Consider the following 16,411-nt stretch of genomic DNA (forward strand, 5'->3'; position numbering starts at 1 on the left):
GCAAATGCGGCGCCGACGGGCACACTGGCCGTCGGCGCCGCACCGGTGCAGGACACGCGCGTTCAGAGACGCGCGATCGATACTTCAGTGGACTTCACGAGCGCGACGACTTCCGCGCCGACCTTCAGTTCGAGTTCGTCGACCGAGCGGGTCGTGATGACCGACGTGACGATGCCGAACGGCGTCTCCACGTCGACCTCGGAGACCACGGACCCGCGAATGATCTCCTTCACCTTGCCCTTGAACTGGTTACGTACGTTGATTGCAGTGATGCTCATCGGGATGATCGCTCCGAAGAAAAAAGTCTCAGAACGGGCGGCCGGAGCCGCCCGGAATTAAACGGCCCAGCGGATCTGCCCGACCGGTCGAACGTTGTCTGCCCAATGCTCCGTGTCCTGATCGGCCGCGCCAGGCCCGCCGGCGAGCACGCGCTTCAGCACGCGATCCTCGAGCGCGGCAAACGCCGCCGATGCGCGGGCACGCGGCCGGTCGAGCGGCACGGGCTGATCGAGCGCCACACGCCCCTGCTCGATCAGCAGGATGCGGTCGCCGAGCGCGACGGCCTCCTGCACGTCGTGCGTAACGAGCAGCGCGGTGAATCGATGCTCGCGCCACAGCCGCTCGATCAGCGCATGCATCTCGATACGGGTGAGCGCGTCGAGCGCGCCGAGCGGCTCGTCGAGCAACAGCAGTTGCGGCCGGTGCACGAGCGCGCGGGCCAGTGCAACGCGCTGCCGCTGGCCGCCCGACAGTTGCGCGGGCCAGTCGTTGGCGCGTTCCAGCAGGCCGACTTCATCGAGCACCGCACGCGCCTGGTCGCGCGCGCCGCGCCCGAGGCCCAGCATCACGTTCTGCAGCACGGTCTTCCACGGCAGCAGGCGCGCATCCTGGTACATGATCCGCGTATCGAGCACGCCACCGCCCTCGCCGCGCGTCACGAGTGCGCCGCTGCTCGGCTGCTCGAGTCCCGCGACGAGACGCAGCAGCGTCGATTTCCCGCAGCCGCTGCGGCCGACGATCGCGACGAAGCTGCCGCGTGCGATGCCGAGCTCGACGTTGTCGAGCACGGTGCGTGCGCCGAAGCGCTTGCTGACGCCCGACAGCGTCACTGCGTCGTCGGGTGCCGAGCTGCCCGCGCGCCGCCGCGCGAGCGGCACGACCGATGCGCCGCCGTCACGATCGAGAATCGCCGCGTCGCGCGCGTCGCCGTCCGCGACGCGTGCCTGCGCCAGTTCGACCTCGAGGTCTGCGCCGGCGAGCGGGCCGTAGGCGGCCGCCGAAGTCGTCGCATTCATGCCTTTGCTCCTGATTGATAAGCGGGGTGCCAGCGCAGCGTCACGCGCTCGAGCCATTTCGCCAGCACGTCGGCCAGCTTGCCGAGCACCGCGTACAGCAGGATGCCGACCACCACCACGTCGGTTTGCAGGAATTCACGTGCGTTCATCGTCATGTAGCCGATGCCCGACTGCGCGGAGATCGTTTCCGCGACGATCAGCATCACCCACATCAGCCCGAGCGCGAAACGCACGCCGACGAGGATCGACGGCAGCGCACCGGGCAGAATCACGTCGCGGTACAGTGCAAAACCGCGCACGCCGTAGCTCTTCGCCATCTCGATCAGGTTCGCGTCGACCGAGCGGATCCCGTGATACGTGTTGATGTAGACCGGAAAGAACACACCGAGCGCGACGAGGAACAGCTTCGCCTTCTCGTCGATGCCGAACCACAGAATCACGAGCGGAATCATCGCCAGCGCCGGGATGTTGCGGATCATCTGGATCGTCGAGTCGAGCGCCACTTCGGCCGCCTTCGACAGGCCGGTCGCGAGCCCGAGCGCAAGGCCGACGCCGCCACCGATCGCAAAGCCGAACAGCGCGCGCCACGTGCTGACTTTTACGTTCGCCCACATTTCACCCGACGTCACGAGCGACCAGGCCGCGCGCACGACCGCAACCGGCTCGGGCAGCACGCGGGTCGACAGCCAGCCGGTGCGCGCCCCGACCTCCCAGGCCGCCAGCAGTGCGAGCGGCACGAGCCACGGCGCGACGCTGCGCCACGCGCGGGCAGCCACGACGGCGCCCGTCGTCGACGTTTTCGTTGTCATCGCAAGCCTCCTCTCGCTCAGCTCTGGCTCGCCTTCGGCAGATAACTGTTGCCGACGATCTCGCCGAACGGCCCCGACAGCGGGCCGGTCGCCTTCTCCGCGCCCTTGCCCTTGATCAGCGGGAACACGAGTTCGGCGAAGCGATACGATTCCTCGAGGTGCGGATAGCCGGACAGGATGAACGTCTCGATGCCGAGATCCGCGTATTCGCGCATGCGTTCCGCGACCTGCTCGGGATTGCCGACGAGCGCCGTGCCCGCGCCGCCACGCACGAGGCCGACGCCGGCCCACAGGTTCGGATACACCTCGAGCGCGTCGCGGCCGCCGCGCTTGCCGCCGTGCAGCGCGGCCATCCGGCGCTGGCCTTCGGAATCCATGTTCGCGAACGCCTGCTGGGCACGCGCGATCGTGTCGTCGTCGAGACGGCTGATCAGGCGCTCGGCGTCGCGCCATGCTTCGTCCTCGGTCTCGCGCACGATCACGTGCAGGCGAATTCCGAACTTGATCTTGCGGCCGCGTGCTTCGGCGCGGGCGCGGATGTCGGCGATCTTCTTCGCGACGGCCTCGGGCGGCTCGCCCCAGGTCAGATAGGTGTCGATGTGATCGGCGGCAATCGCGTGGGCCGCCGGCGACGAACCGCCGAACCACAGCGGCGGATGCGGACGCTGCACGGGCGGATAAAGCGCCTTGCCGCCTTTCGACTGAAGGTGCTTGCCGATGTAGTCGAAGCCGCCGTTGTCGTGCGACGCGGCCAGCAGCCCGCGCCAGATGTTCAGGAAATCGTCGGTGATCTCGTAGCGCGTGTCGTGATCGGCGAACAGGCCGTCGCCTTCGAGTTCGGCCGCATCGCCACCCGTCACGACGTTGATCAGCAGGCGGCCGCCCGACAGGCGGTCGAACGTCGCGGCCATCCGTGCCGCGAGGCCCGGCGAAGCGATGCCGGGGCGCACGGCGACCAGGAATTTCAGGCGCTGCGTCGCAGGGATGAGGCTCGACGCGACGACCCACGCATCCTCGCAGGAGCGGCCGGTCGGCAGCAGCACGCCGTCGTAGCCGAGCGTGTCGGCCGCGACGGCGACCTGCTTGAAGTAATCGTAATCCGCGGCGCGCGCACCTTCGGCCGTGCCGAGATAGCGGCTGTCGCCATGCGTGGGGATAAACCAGAACACATTCATCTGCTGCTCCTGCTTGACTGTCACTGCCGAAATTTGGAAAAAACATCGCCCTGCTCGCGTCGCGGATGCGCGACGCATGCATGGTGTGCGTTCGATTCGGGATGGCTCGCCGGTCAGTCCGTGCAGCGGGCGAGGACGCGATTGCACGGCTGTTTCTGGGAAATCAGTCTAGGGATCGGTGCAGGGCTTTGGAACGATTTTTTTGATCTTAGGTTTTCCGCTTTCGTGATTAGCACGACGCTGGAGCGAATATCGCCGCGGGCGGGCCCTATAATGGCGCACCTATCCGAATAACTCCGCGCGTACAGCCCCGGCCGTGCGCGCCTGCGGTGCACTCATCGATGCAGAAAGTCATCCTGCCATTCCTGTCCGGCTTCCTGGCCGCCCTGTTCTTCCGCGAGGCGACGCTCGCCCTCCTTCACACGGCTGACCTGATCGCCGCAACCGGCTTCTCGACACAGCCGTTCGCGCCGCTCGGCATTCCTGAATTTGTCGCGAATGCGCTGATCAGCGCATGCTGCGCCGTTCCGATGGCGTGGCTGCTGCGCGTATCGCCGGAACGCGAGGCATCGTGGATCGGTGCGCTCGTGTTCGGCGGCATCGTGCTGACGGCCGCCCGCGTGTTCGCGATCGACCCGCTGCGCGGCATCTGGCCGTCGGGCAACATGATGCCGGTGCTCGCAGCCGGCTTCGCGGCGAACGCGGTATGGGGCTTCGGCGCGCTCGTGTTCATGCGCGCGTTCATGTCGGATGACGCGGGCGACGAATAACGCTCGCGCGGGCGCTACGCCCTTCGACCGCTGGCCGGTCGACATCCGCAAAAAAAGGCCGCCTGCAAATGCAGGCGGCCTTTTCGTTTCTGTCTCGCGTGCGGGTCAGCCCGACCGACTTCAGTCCTTCAGATTGCGCAGCGGATGCGTGTCGGGCGCCCACGGGCAGTCGAACATCGCGAGCACGTCGGCGCGATCGACGTCGGCGGCCGACTTGAAGCGCCAGTCCGGCTGGTGATCCTTGTCGACGATCAACGCGCGCACGCCTTCGATCACGTCACCGTGGGCGAACGTCGAGCGCGTGAGATCGAGATCGCGTCGCAGGCAATCGGCCATCGTCGCGCCGCGCGCGCGATCAACGACTTCGAGCGATACAGCCATCGACAACGGCGACAACTGTTCGCGCATCGCGTGGGTCGCCTTTTCGACCCATCCATCGACGGCCGCGCAATCCTGCTCTGCGTCGAGCGACGCGAGGATCGCATTGATGTCGGGCTGCGCGAAATGCCGGTCGATCCCGGCGCGCGCATCGGCCAGCGCCGACGTGTCGGGCGTCGGCACGACCTTGTGCGCGGCGGCCGCCTCGGCGACGCAGGCCACCGCCTGCGCGCCGTTGTCGATCGGCGCGCTGCGCAGCGTATCGAGCAGCGCCGGCAGCGCGGCATCGGGCAGATAGACATCGGCGAGCTGCGCATACAGCGCATCGGCTGCGCCAAGCGGCGCACCGGTCACGGCGAGATAGCGGCCGATCGCGCCAGGCGTGCGCGCGAGAAACCAGCTCATCCCGACATCCGGGAACAGGCCGATGCGCGTTTCGGGCATCGCCATCTTCGTCGAATCGGTCACGACCCGCAGGCCGCCCGTATGCCGCGCGGCCTGTGAAATCCCCATGCCACCGCCCATCACGACGCCATGCATCAGCGCGATGTACGGCTTCGGATACGTGAAGATCGCATGGTTCAGCGTGTATTCCTCGATGAAGAACGTGTCGACCGCATCGCGGTCGCCGCGCTGCCACGCGTCGTGGAAGAAGCGCACGTCGCCACCCGCGCAGAACGCGCGCGGGTGCGGGCTGTGCACGACGACGGCGACGACATCGGGATCGTTGCGCCATGCGTCGAGCGCCTGCTGCATCAGCCGGATCATGCCGACCGACAGCGCATTCAGCGCCTTCGGCCGGTTCAGTTCGAGAAAACCGATGCGGTTCGCGACATACGCGCGGACATCGGGCTGGGCGGATTCAGCGGAAGTGGAATCGGTCATGAAAGTCATCCGGCAAACGGCAGTCGCACGGTCAGTGCGCCTGCATCTTCGAGAACAGGTTCAGCACCACGACGCCCGAGATGATCAGCCCGAGGCCGATCACCGCCGGCAGGTCCGGCACCTGACGATAGAGCAGCATCGCGACGAGCGTGATCAGCACGATGCCGGCGCCCGACCAGACTGCATAGATGATGCCGACGGGCATCGTGCGCAACGTGAGCGACAGACAGTAGAACGCGATGCCGTAACCGGCGACGACGAGCGCCGACGGCCAGAAGCGCGTGAAGCCGTCCGCCGCACGCAGCGCGGACGTGCCGACCACTTCCGCGACGATCGCGATCGCGAGCCATGCGTAACCGGGCAGTTGCATCGCTCAGCTCCTTGCGAGGGCCAGCACGGCGTAGTCGTGGCCGAGTTCCGCGCACAGCGCCTCGACGACGAACTCGTGATCCGCGCGCTGCGGCAGCCCCGACGCGGTGATCGAGCCGATCACGCCGGCACCGGCGACGGTCAGCGGGAACGAGCCGCCATGCGGCGAATATTCGGCGATCGGCAGCCCGTGCTTGTCCGCGAGCGTGGCGCCGGCCTGCTGCATGCGCAGGCCGATCGCGTACGAGCTGCGGCGAAAATGCGCGACGACGTTGCGCTTGCGGCGCACCCAGTCGGCATTGTCGGGCGTCGCGCCGGCGAGCGCCGCATAAAACAGCGGCTGGCCGAACGTGACGATGTCGAGCGCGACCGCATGGCCGCGCGACGTCGCGAGCGCATGCATCCGGTTGCCGAGCGCCCACGCGCGGGCCGGGTCGAAATGGGGAAACACGAGCGCCTGTTCCTGCGCGCCGATCGATTGCAGATCGTGAGCGATGTCCATGAATCCGTCGATTCAGTAATGAGAGTCGCAACGGCGCCGATGCGATCGCGCACGGCCCCGCTGCCGGGATGACGACACAAACCGCTCGATTCTAGCGCACGCGCTCCACGTATCGGCCCCACAAGCGCTTGCAACGCGATTGTCAAAAAACGCTTGCACGCATTTGGAAGAGTCCATATAATTCAATTCTTCGACGGACGCGGGGTGGAGCAGTCTGGCAGCTCGTCGGGCTCATAACCCGAAGGTCGTAGGTTCAAATCCTACCCCCGCAACCAACCGTCCAGCATTACGCAAAAAGCCCGGCCCCGCGCCGGGCTTTTTGTTTTTCCGCGCCCGTGCGCCGCGCCCTCTTCGCGCATGCGCGCTTCCGCCTCGCACGACATGCCGCCCGCATGCGCAGGCGTTCAAGAATGTCGCGCCCCGGTGATACACTCGCATCACCTCGTCCCTTCCACTCGACATGAAATTCTGCTCCGTCTGCGGTCACGAAGTCATCGCGCGCATTCCTCCGGGCGACAACCGCGAGCGCTTCGTCTGCGATCACTGCGGCACGATCCACTACCAGAATCCGCGCAACGTCGTCGGCACGGTCCCGGTCTGGGGCGATCAGATCCTGCTGTGCCGCCGCGCGATCGAACCGCGCTACGGGTTCTGGACGCTGCCGGCAGGCTTCATGGAAATGGGCGAGACGACGGCGGAAGCCGCCGCGCGCGAAACGCTCGAGGAAGCCGGCGCGCGCGTCGAGGTGCAGAACCTGTTCACGCTGCTCAATGTGCCGCACGTGCACCAGGTCCACCTGTTCTACCTCGCGCGACTCACCGATCCGGGTTTCGAAGCCGGCGAGGAAAGCCTCGAAGTGAAGCTGTTCGACGAAGCCGACATTCCGTGGGACGAGATCGCGTTCCCGACCGTCAGCCAGACCCTGCGATTCTTCTTCGCCGATCGCGCCGCCGGCGACTACGGCGTGCACACCGGCGATATCTTCCGCTCGCTGCGCAACGGCTGAGCCCGCGACCCATGGTCCCCTGGCTCGGCCCGGACGATCCGTTTCCGCCCATCGAGCGCGCGCTCGGTCCCGCGACCGGCGCGCCCGGGCTGCTCGCCGCGAGCGCCGACCTGCTGCCGTCGCGCCTCATCGACGCGTACCTGCGCGGCATTTTCCCGTGGTACTCGGACGGCCAGCCCGTGCTGTGGTGGAGCCCCGACCCGCGCATGATCCTCGCGCCGGCCGAATTCAAGGTGTCGCCTTCGCTGCGCAAGACGCTGAAGCGCGTGCTGCGCGAGCCCGAATGGGAAGTGCGCGTCGACCACGACTTTCCGGGCGTGATGCGCGCGTGCGCACAGGCGCCGCGCCGCGGGCAGCGCGGCACGTGGATCACGGCCGAGATCATCGACGCCTATACGTCGCTCTACCGCTCCGGCAATGCGCACAGCATCGAGACGTGGCACGACGGGCGCCGTGTCGGCGGCCTGTACGGCGTGTCGTTCGGGCGGATGTTTTTCGGCGAATCGATGTATGCGGACGTGACCGACGCGTCGAAGATCGCACTGGCCACGCTCATCGCGCACCTTCGCGGGCAGGGGCTGGAGATGATAGACTGCCAGCAGAATACGTCGCATCTAGCGTCGCTCGGCGGCCGCGAGATCGCACGCAAGGCGTTTGTCGCTCACGTGCGCAGCGCGGTAGCCGAGCCGCCGATTCCGTGGCAGTTCGACAAGCGCGTGCTCGCCGCGCTGACGGGCCCCGCCGAAACGGCGGCGCCCTCCGGGATCGAGCGCTAGCGCGGCACTCCTTCCCTGCATCGAGAGCTGCCCATGACTCACCCGACTGAGCTGCCGCTTTCACCGCTTTCGGCGCTGCAATTCTATGCAACGGCGCCCTATCCGTGCAGCTATCTGGACGGCCGCATCGCACGCTCGCAAGTCGCGACGCCGAGCCACCTGATCAACTCCGACATCTACACCGAGCTCGTCAAGGCCGGCTTCCGTCGCTCGGGCGTGTTCACGTACCGCCCGTACTGCGACGGCTGTCGCGCATGCGTGCCGGTGCGCGTACCCGTGGGCGAGTTCGTGCCGTCGCGCACGCAGCGCAGGATGTGGAAACGGCACCGCGCGCTGATCGCAACGGTTTCGCCGTTGCACTACGACGAAGAGCACTACGCGCTCTACATGCGCTACCAGTCCGCGCGCCACGCGGGCGGCGGCATGGATCGCGACAGCCGCGACCAGTACGAGCAGTTCCTGCTGCAGAGCCGGATCAACTCGCGCCTCGTCGAATTCCGCGACCTCGACGCGCCGGGCGGCGAGCCCGGCAAGCTGCGCATGGTCAGCATGATCGACATCCTCGGCGACGGGCTGTCGTCGGTCTACACGTTCTTCGAGCCCGACGACCACCACACGAGCTACGGCACGTACAACATCCTGTGGCAGATCGAGCAGGCAAAGAGCCTCGGCCTGCCGTACGTGTACCTCGGCTACTGGATCCGCGAGAGCCCGAAGATGGCGTACAAGGCGAACTTCCACCCGCTCGAGGGGCTGATCGACGGCCGCTGGAAGACGCTCGATCCGGAACGGATCGACCTGCCGCCGGTCGACGCGGCGCTGGCCCGCGCGCCGTTGCCGGGCGGGCATTCCGGCTCGAATTGATGCACGCCGCAGGGGGCTACGAAGCGAAGCACGCCCCTGCCGCGCAACTCCCGGTAAAATAGTGGGTTGTCATTCATTCCGGCTGTCCGCCCAATTCCCGTGTTCAGTTCCCTCTATCCGCTGGCCCGCGCATCCCTGTTCAAAATGGATGCGGAAGACGCTCACCACCTCACGCTGCGCGCGCTCGGCGCGGCCGGCCGCACGGGCCTCGCCTGCGCGCTGTCGGCCCGCGTGCCCGACGCGCCGCGCACCGTGATGGGGCTCACGTTCCGCAACCCGGTCGGCCTCGCGGCCGGCCTCGACAAGGACGGCGCGGCCATCGACGGCCTCGCGGCGCTCGGCTTCGGCTTCATCGAGGTCGGCACGGTCACGCCGCGCGCCCAGCCCGGCAACCCGCGCCCGCGGATGTTCCGCCTGCCGCAGGCCGAGGCGCTGATCAACCGGATGGGCTTCAACAATCACGGCGTCGACCAGTTCGTGAAGAACGTCCAGGCCGCCCGTTATCGCGGCATCCTGGGCCTGAACATCGGCAAGAACGCCGACACGCCGATCGAGCGCGCCGCCGAGGACTACCTGTACTGTCTCGAGCGCGTGTACCCGTTCGCGAGCTACGTGACGATCAACATCTCGTCGCCGAACACGAAGAACCTGCGCCAGCTGCAAGGCGCCGGCGAACTCGACGCCCTGCTCGCCGCGCTGAAGGACAAGCAGCAACGCCTCGCCGACATGCACGGCAAGCTCGTGCCGCTCGCACTGAAGATCGCGCCCGATCTCGACGACGAACAGGTCAAGGAAATCGGCGACACGCTGCTGCGCCACAAGATCGAAGCGGTCATCGCCACCAACACGACGCTGTCGCGCGCGGCCGTCCAGGGCCTGCCGCATGCGGACGAAGCCGGCGGCCTGTCGGGCCGCCCGGTGTTCGACGCGTCGAACGAAGTGATCCGCAAGCTGCACGCCGAAGTCGGCAACGACGTGCCGATCATCGGCGTCGGCGGCATTTTCTCGGGCGAGGACGCCCGCGCGAAGCTCGCGGCCGGCGCGGCGCTCGTCCAGCTTTACACCGGATTCATTTACCGCGGCCCGGCGCTCGTGTCGGAGTGCGTGAAGGCGATCGCCCGCGAACGCACCGCGTAATATAGACATAAACAAACTGTATTTAATGGTCGATAGCGTTTTTGCTATCATCAGCCGCACTATCAGAATCATTGACCCGGACAGGGCAAGGACACACACGATGAAATTTTCGCTGCTGAAGAAGCTGCTGGTTGCCGGCCTGATCGGCACGTCGTTCGCCGCCGCGACCGCGCATGCGGCCGACCTCCTCGATCAGGTCAAACAGCGCGGCACGCTGCGCGTCGGCCTCGAAGGCACGTTCCCGCCGTTCAACTCGAAGAACCCGCAAGGCGAACTCGTCGGCTTCGACGTCGACATCGCGAAAGCCGTGGCCGCGAAGCTCGGCGTGAAGGCGGAATTCGTGACGACCGAATGGAGCGGCATCATCGCCGGCCTGCAAGCCGGCAAGTTCGACGTGATCGCCAACCAGGTCGGCATCACCGACAAGCGCAAGGAGACGCTCGACTTCTCGCCGGCGTACACGTTCTCGTCCGCGCAGCTGATCCAGCGCAAGGACGACACGCGCGAATTCAAGTCGCTGGATGACCTGAAGGGCAAGAAGCTCGGCGTCGCGCTCGGCACGAACTACATGGACATGGCGAAGTCGGTGCCCGGCATCGACGTGAAGACGTACCCGGGTGCGCCCGAGTACCTGCGCGATCTCGCGGCCGGCCGCCTCGACGCCGCGCTCAACGACCGCCTGATGCTCGCGTACCTGACCAAGAACTCGCAGCTGCCGCTGCGCCCGGGTGCGAACGTCGGCTCGGCGAACCCGTCGGGCATCCCGTTCAAGAAGGGCAACCCGAAGTTCCAGAAGGCGATCGACGACGCGATGGCGCAACTCGCGGCCGACGGCACGTTCACGAAGATCTCGGACAAGTGGTTCGGCATCGACGTGACCAAACCGATCAAGTAAGTACGCCTGCATTGCCCGCCTGACGGCGGGGCGGAAAGGGCGGCATCCGTTACGATGCCGCCCTTTGTTTTATTCGTCCGGTTTATGATTGCGCTTTCGCGCACGCATTCGATTCGCATTCCATGTCGACAACGTCCCTGCTCGTCCAATCGCTGCCGGTGCTCGCCCAGGGCGCCGTACTGACCGTCAAGTTCGCCGTGCTGTCGATGGTGTTCGGCCTCTTTGGCGCCGTCGTGCTCGCGATGATGGGCATCCGGCAAAGCGAAGCACTCGACGGCTTCGAACGCGTCTGGGTCAACGCGCTCGCGTGGCTCGCACGCGCGTACGTGAGCCTGATGCGCGGCACGCCGCTGCTCGTGCAGATCTTCGTCATCTACTATGGGCTGCCGAGCCTCGGCATCTCGCTCGACCCGACGCCGGCCGGCGTCATCGCGCTGTCCGCGAACGTCGCGGCTTACATGTCCGAAAGCATGCGCGGCGCCATCAACGGAATCGCGCGCGGCCAGTGGCTCGCCGCGTACAGCCTCGGGCTGTCGTGGGGGCAGACGCTACGCTACGTGATCGGCCCGCAGGCGCTGCGCATCGCGGTGCCGAGCCTGTCGAACAGCCTGATCAGCCTGATCAAGGACACGTCACTCGTCTCCGTGATCACCGTCACCGAACTGCTGCGCAGCGCGCAGGAAGTCATCGCGGCGACCTATCAGCCGCTGCCGCTCTATCTCGCCGCCGCGGCCGTGTACTGGATCCTGTGCCAGATCCTCGAATGGGTGCAGCGCTGGTACGAAAAACGCCTGTCGCTGCCGTCGCGGCACTGAGCGCACGCAACTCCGCCGGGCCGCGCACGCGCGCCCGGCGCCCCGTTTTTCCCGCCTACTCGCCCGAATAACGCACGCCGAGCGCGGCGCGCGCCGCATCGGTCATCGCGATCATCTGCCGCGAATGGTCGTGCGTCATGATCGGGCTTTCTGTCTTGCCCGCGCGCAGCAGGTCGCAGAAATGCGCGGTCTCGTAGTTCAACCCGCCGCCGTCGACCGGTGCATCGAGTTCGACGGTACGCCCGTCCGCATAGCGGATCGTCGCGCGTGCAGGGTTCCACCACTTCTCGTGGATCGTCACATGGCCGCCGGCCGCGGCGATCAGCGCGTCGCCGCGCCCCATCATATCGAGCCCGCAAAAGAGCTGGGCGATCCCGCCGTTCGCATGCACGCTGTTCAGGCTCGCGAACACGTCGACGCCCGTCGCGCCGACACGGCCGAGCGTCTGCACGTCGAGCGCCGCGCCAAGCCAGTCGACCGCGAGAAATGCCTCGTAGATCCCGATATCGAGCAGCGCGCCGCCCGCGCGGTCGAGGCGATAGACGGAATGGTCGCCGGGCACCGACGACGATGCGCATCCTGCACGGACGAGCCGGATCTCGCCGATCGGATCGTTATGGAGATGCGCCCGCAATTGACGGTACAGCGGAAAGAACGGCGGCTTCATCGCTTCCATGAACAGCAATCCGGCGTCACGTGCCGCCTGCAGCACGGTGTCGAGTTGCGCCCCATTCAGCGTCGCGGGCTTTTCGCACAGCACGGCCTTGCCGGCGGCCAGTGCGGCCAGCGTGTACTGCGCGTGACTGTCATGGAGTGTCGCGATATAAACCGCGTCGATATCGCTCGCGAGGAGCGCTTCGAGGCTCGCGGCAGGTGTGCCGCCGCAAGTGTCGCAAAAGGCTGCCGCAGCGTCGGCGCGGCGGGCCCAGGCACCGGCGAGCGTGGCACCGGGCACGTGCGGGAGGCTTTGCGCGAAGCGGCGCGCAATGCTGCCCGCGCCGACGATGCCGAAGCGCACCGGGCGTTGGTCGTTGTCGTTCATCCTGATCTTCCGTGTCGGTCATATGACGGTGACCGGCACGCTGCCGGTCGGCCGTCATGATAAACGGCTCGCCAGCACTCGGAAGAGCGACACGAACAACGTCAGGCACGCACCGGCACGTCGACGGAGAAATCGCGCGAGATTTCGTCGGCGCTGAAATCGATCAGCGCGAGCGACGCCGCTTCGGCTTCGCGCGGATCGCGCCGCTCGATCGCGTCAACCACACGCGCATGCGCCTTCACCGCGATCTCGTGCGCCCCTTCCTTCTGCACCACGCGCGGATTCACGAGGCGCACTGCACCGCGCACGATCGCCGCCATCTGCTGGAAGAACTGGTTGCCGCTTGCCTGCACGATCCGCGTGTGCAGCAACTCGTCCGCCGTGTCGTAGCCGGGGTCTCCCGGCTGCAGCACCTTGAACGCATCGAACGCCTCGCGAATGCCCGCGATGTCGGCTGCCGTCGCACGCACCGCCGCCTGCGCGGTCGCCCGTGGTTCGATCAGCATCCGGAATTCGATGACGTCGCGCATGAACTGCGGATCGGGTTTTGCCCGAAACCGCCAGCTCACGACGTCTTCGTCGATCATGCGCCAGTCGCGCATCGGCCGCACGCGCGTGCCGACTTTCGGCCGCACGTCCAGCATGTCGCGCGCAAGCAACATCGACAACGCTTCCCGCATCACAGTGCGGCTCACATCGAACTCTTTCGACAGCACGTCCTGTGGCGGCAAGATGCCGCCGTACTTGTCTTCGACGATACCCGAGACAAGCCCATCCATCACTTTGGCGACCAGTGACCGGTCTTTGCCCTGCTCCATGACACCTCCCCGTGCGTCGATTTGCGAACACCTGCTCCGCAGTTCCGCCGGCCCTGGTTACTACTGTTCTTATGATCTATAAGTTGATGAGTTCGAGGATATTTCGCTATCTGGTAAACACCTGACAGGGTTATCCCTCTTTTTGACGGGGTGATTTATACGTCTAAAAAAAAGACCCGGAAAGCGCGCCGCGCCTGCCGGGTCCCGATTTCCACAAGATTTAAACATTCAGTCCATTGCGGTCGATAACGTGCCGCTACGGACTGCTTGCCATTTCTTTCAATTAGCCGAATAAACGATCGTTTCAACGCCGTTTTCCGTGCCGAGCAAGCACAGATTTGCGCCGCGCTCGGCGAACAGGCCGACCGTCACGACGCCCGGCCATGCATTCACCTGCGCTTCGAAGCCGCGCGGATCGGCGATCTGCAGCCCCTTCACGTCGATGATCTCGTTGCCGTTGTCGGTGATGTACGGTGCGCCGTCTTTCGTCACGCGCAGCACGGGCACGCCGCCGAGCGCGGTCACGCGCCGGCCGATCGCCGTACGCGCCATCGGCACGACCTCGATCGGCAGCGGGAACGCGCCGAGCACCGGCACGCGCTTGCTGCCGTCCGCGATGCAGACGAACGTGTCGGCCACCGACGCGACGATCTTCTCGCGCGTCAGCGCACCGCCGCCGCCCTTGATCATCGCGCCGCTCGCATCGATCTCGTCGGCGCCGTCGACGTACACCTGCAGCGAGTCGACCTCGTTCAGGTCGAATACCTTGATGCCGTGCGATTTCAGGCGCTCGGTCGTGGCAACGGAACTCGACACGGCGCCGCGATAGCGCGACTTGACGACGGCGAGCGCGTCGATGAAACAGTTGGCGGTCGAGCCGGTGCCGACGCCGATCACGGCGCCTTCCGGCACGTTCTGGATCACGTAGTCGGCGGCGGCCTGGCCGACGAGGCGTTTGAGTTCGTCTTGAGTCATGGAGTGGTCGTGCTGCGGGATTACGGAAAACCGCCAGTTTACCGGACTCGGATGACGGCCCGGGTTTTTCGGCGCGTGACGCGCCCGCGTATTCAGGGTGCGCCTGCCGCGGGCGCGTTGTCCGACGGTTGCGCGCCGGGAAGGTATTTGTCGAGCAACGCCTGCGCAATTGCATCGGTTTCGGCGTCCGGGTTGCCCGCATAGTCCGACGGCCGGAAATGCATCTGGAATGCCGCGAACACACGCCGCGTGCGTGCGTCGAGCACGCCGTCGATCGGCACGTCGTAGCCGTAGCGCGCGAGCCTGAGCTGCAGTTCGCGCACATCGACGGGCGCACGCGGATCGCGGCCGCCAAGCCGCGCGGCCACGGTCGCCTCGTCCGGCCACGCACCGACGCCGGCCTGCGCGAGCGCACGCCATGGAAACAACGGACCCGGATCGATCTTGCGTTGCGGTGCGATGTCGCTGTGCCCGACCACGCGCGTCGGCGGGATGCCGTAGCGCGCGACGATGTCCTTCGACAGGTTGATCAATGCGTGGACCTGTTCGGGCGGATACGGCTGCCAGGTACGATTCTGCGCATCGAGCGGGCCGCGGTTCACGTTCTCGATGCCGATCGACACCGCGTTCAGCTCCGTCGTGCCCTGCCACTCGCTCACGCCTGCGTGCCACGCGCGTTGCGCTTCAGGAACGAGCTGGTAGACCACGGGCATCCCGTGTTCGGTGCGCGGCTGCGGCGGGATGACGTAATGCACGCTGACCGAATCGCCCGTCAGCGTGCGCAGCGACTTCGCCTCGTCGCTTTCGGTGTAATGCATCACAAGAAAGCGAACCCGCGAATCGGCACCGCGCGCATGCAGGCTCGTGTCGGCGTAGTACGTGCCGCGTTCGACGAGCGACGGCGACGTGCAGGCCGCCAGCAGGCACAACACGGCGCAAGAGGCGCCAACACGAAACAGGTGCATCGGTCACGGGTTCCGGAGAGGCGCGTGCCACACCGCATCACGGCACGCGTCGTTCGGGTCATTCGAGGCCCGCGCGGATCGCGCGGGACCGAGCTGGTGTCAGCCCTTCACGCGCCGCTGGCGCACGGCCTCGTACAGGCACACGCCGCTGGCGACCGACACGTTCAGGCTTTCCACGCTGCCGGCCATCGGGATGCTCATCACTTCGTCGCAGGTATCGCGCGTGAGCCGGCGCATGCCTTCGCCTTCGGCGCCCATCACGAGCGCAACGGGGCCGTCGAGCTTGGTTTCGTAGAGCGTCGCCGACGCCTCGTCCGACGTGCCGATGATCCACACGCCGGCTTCCTTCAGCTCGCGCAACGCGCGGGCGAGGTTCGTCACCGTGATGTACGGCACGGTATCGGCGGCGCCGCTTGCCACTTTGGCTGCCGTCGCGTTCAGGCCGACTGCACGGTCGCGCGGGGCGATCACCGCATGCGCGCCGGCCGAATCGGCGACACGCAGGCACGCGCCGAGGTTGTGCGGATCGGTGACGCCGTCGAGCACGAGCAGCAGCGCCGGGCCGTGGATGCCGTCGAGCAGCTCCGACAGGTTCTGCGCGAGCGGCATGTCCTCGACACGCGCGACGACGCCCTGGTGGCGCTCGGTGTGAGCAAGACCCCACAGGCGCGTTTCGTCGGCTGCAATCAACCGCACGCCCGCTTCCTTCGCGGTGTGCAGGAAGTCCTGCATGCGGCGGTCGCGGCGCGTCTGGTCGTACAGCACCTCCGCAACCGTCGATGCATCGTGCCGCAAACGTGCGGTCACCGCATGAAAACCGTAAAGAACCTTCAGACGTGACATGACTGGAACAACCTTCGATCAAACGTGCGGTCGCGCAACGCGCGCAACCGCGATCCATGGAAAAGGAAAGCGCCGCGTTGCCGGCCGATGAC

The 16,411-nt window shown here is 66.5% G+C and carries 19 protein-coding genes and 1 tRNA gene; 8 read left to right on the forward strand and 12 right to left on the reverse strand.

From position 1 onward, the window contains the following. Positions 1–62 precede the first annotated feature (62 nt). From U5809_RS19215 to ssuD, 4 genes are read right to left on the reverse strand one after another with little or no spacing between them, the layout of a single operon-like run. Positions 63–278, reverse strand: coding sequence for a TOBE domain-containing protein (locus U5809_RS19215; protein WP_006476104.1), 216 nt, complete (start codon positions 276–278; stop codon positions 63–65). A 57-nt stretch (positions 279–335) separates the two neighbouring features. Continuing rightward, on the reverse strand, positions 336–1,295 hold the full coding sequence (locus tag U5809_RS19220) for an ATP-binding cassette domain-containing protein (protein WP_322087718.1): 960 nt from the start codon (positions 1,293–1,295) through the stop codon (positions 336–338). Further along, positions 1,292–2,104: an aliphatic sulfonate ABC transporter permease SsuC gene (gene ssuC, locus U5809_RS19225; RefSeq protein ID WP_176048197.1), complete on the reverse strand. Its 813-nt coding sequence runs from the start codon at positions 2,102–2,104 to the stop codon at positions 1,292–1,294. The genes U5809_RS19220 and ssuC overlap by 4 nt, the downstream gene beginning before the upstream one ends. Positions 2,105–2,121: 17 nt before the next feature. Beyond that, a complete protein-coding gene (ssuD, locus tag U5809_RS19230) occupies positions 2,122–3,279 on the reverse strand; it encodes an FMNH2-dependent alkanesulfonate monooxygenase (protein ID WP_059234577.1) in 1,158 nt (385 codons plus the stop codon). Between the two features lie 341 nt (positions 3,280–3,620). Here ssuD and U5809_RS19235 point away from each other — a divergent pair, with 341 nt between their 5' ends. Continuing rightward, a complete protein-coding gene (locus U5809_RS19235; protein WP_043182670.1) occupies positions 3,621–4,049 on the forward strand; it encodes a hypothetical protein in 429 nt (142 codons plus the stop codon). Between the two features lie 120 nt (positions 4,050–4,169). On the opposite strand, the gene U5809_RS19240 is transcribed toward U5809_RS19235, so the two are convergent. From U5809_RS19240 to U5809_RS19250, 3 genes are read right to left on the reverse strand one after another with little or no spacing between them, the layout of a single operon-like run. Then, positions 4,170–5,312 carry an enoyl-CoA hydratase/isomerase family protein gene (locus U5809_RS19240; protein ID WP_322087719.1) on the reverse strand — a complete coding sequence of 381 codons (1,143 nt, stop codon included), beginning with the start codon at positions 5,310–5,312 and terminating at the stop codon, positions 4,170–4,172. A gap of 31 nt (positions 5,313–5,343) precedes the next feature. Continuing rightward, positions 5,344–5,676, reverse strand: a complete 333-nt coding sequence (locus U5809_RS19245; protein ID WP_376698763.1) for a DMT family transporter — start codon at positions 5,674–5,676, stop codon at positions 5,344–5,346. A gap of 9 nt (positions 5,677–5,685) precedes the next feature. Beyond that, complete coding sequence (locus U5809_RS19250) at positions 5,686–6,183, reverse strand: heme-degrading domain-containing protein (RefSeq protein WP_322087720.1); 498 nt, start codon at positions 6,181–6,183, stop codon at positions 5,686–5,688. A gap of 198 nt (positions 6,184–6,381) precedes the next feature. On the opposite strand from U5809_RS19250, the gene U5809_RS19255 reads away from it, so the two are divergent. The 7 genes from U5809_RS19255 (at position 6,382) to U5809_RS19285 (ending at position 11,676) form a co-directional block, all read left to right on the forward strand. Continuing rightward, positions 6,382–6,458, forward strand: a tRNA-Met gene (locus tag U5809_RS19255). Between the two features lie 185 nt (positions 6,459–6,643). Continuing rightward, on the forward strand, positions 6,644–7,189 hold the full coding sequence (locus U5809_RS19260) for an NUDIX hydrolase (RefSeq protein WP_021161562.1): 546 nt from the start codon (positions 6,644–6,646) through the stop codon (positions 7,187–7,189). An 11-nt stretch (positions 7,190–7,200) separates the two neighbouring features. Further along, entirely contained in the window at positions 7,201–7,965 is a 765-nt protein-coding gene (gene aat, locus U5809_RS19265) for a leucyl/phenylalanyl-tRNA--protein transferase (RefSeq protein WP_322087721.1), read from the forward strand. Positions 7,966–7,998: 33 nt separating this feature from the next. After that, positions 7,999–8,829 (forward strand): arginyltransferase, encoded by an 831-nt coding sequence (locus tag U5809_RS19270; protein WP_282507398.1) that lies wholly within the window; start codon positions 7,999–8,001, stop codon positions 8,827–8,829. 99 nt (positions 8,830–8,928) lie between these two features. Then, positions 8,929–9,966: a quinone-dependent dihydroorotate dehydrogenase gene (locus U5809_RS19275; RefSeq protein ID WP_282507397.1), complete on the forward strand. Its 1,038-nt coding sequence runs from the start codon at positions 8,929–8,931 to the stop codon at positions 9,964–9,966. Positions 9,967–10,066: 100 nt separating this feature from the next. Then, complete coding sequence (locus tag U5809_RS19280; protein ID WP_322087722.1) at positions 10,067–10,861, forward strand: cystine ABC transporter substrate-binding protein; 795 nt, start codon at positions 10,067–10,069, stop codon at positions 10,859–10,861. A 122-nt stretch (positions 10,862–10,983) separates the two neighbouring features. Then, a complete protein-coding gene (locus U5809_RS19285) occupies positions 10,984–11,676 on the forward strand; it encodes an amino acid ABC transporter permease (protein ID WP_176048203.1) in 693 nt (230 codons plus the stop codon). A 55-nt stretch (positions 11,677–11,731) separates the two neighbouring features. Here the strand turns inward: U5809_RS19285 and U5809_RS19290 are convergent, their stop codons facing one another. The 5 genes from U5809_RS19290 to rlmB all read right to left on the reverse strand — a co-directional run bounded on the left by U5809_RS19290 (position 11,732) and on the right by rlmB (position 16,319). Beyond that, positions 11,732–12,718 carry a Gfo/Idh/MocA family oxidoreductase gene (locus tag U5809_RS19290; RefSeq protein ID WP_322087723.1) on the reverse strand — a complete coding sequence of 329 codons (987 nt, stop codon included), beginning with the start codon at positions 12,716–12,718 and terminating at the stop codon, positions 11,732–11,734. Between the two features lie 101 nt (positions 12,719–12,819). After that, a complete protein-coding gene (locus U5809_RS19295; protein ID WP_175961523.1) occupies positions 12,820–13,536 on the reverse strand; it encodes a FadR/GntR family transcriptional regulator in 717 nt (238 codons plus the stop codon). A gap of 279 nt (positions 13,537–13,815) precedes the next feature. After that, positions 13,816–14,511 (reverse strand): ribose-5-phosphate isomerase RpiA, encoded by a 696-nt coding sequence (gene rpiA, locus U5809_RS19300; RefSeq protein ID WP_322087724.1) that lies wholly within the window; start codon positions 14,509–14,511, stop codon positions 13,816–13,818. Between the two features lie 92 nt (positions 14,512–14,603). Beyond that, positions 14,604–15,476, reverse strand: a complete 873-nt coding sequence (locus U5809_RS19305; protein WP_322087725.1) for an N-acetylmuramoyl-L-alanine amidase — start codon at positions 15,474–15,476, stop codon at positions 14,604–14,606. Between the two features lie 99 nt (positions 15,477–15,575). Then, positions 15,576–16,319 (reverse strand): 23S rRNA (guanosine(2251)-2'-O)-methyltransferase RlmB, encoded by a 744-nt coding sequence (gene rlmB, locus U5809_RS19310; RefSeq protein WP_176048207.1) that lies wholly within the window; start codon positions 16,317–16,319, stop codon positions 15,576–15,578. Between the last annotated feature and the right edge of the window lie 92 nt (positions 16,320–16,411).

It is taken from the genome of Burkholderia sp. BCC1999 (genome assembly GCF_905339975.1).
Lineage (GTDB): Bacteria > Pseudomonadota > Gammaproteobacteria > Burkholderiales > Burkholderiaceae > Burkholderia.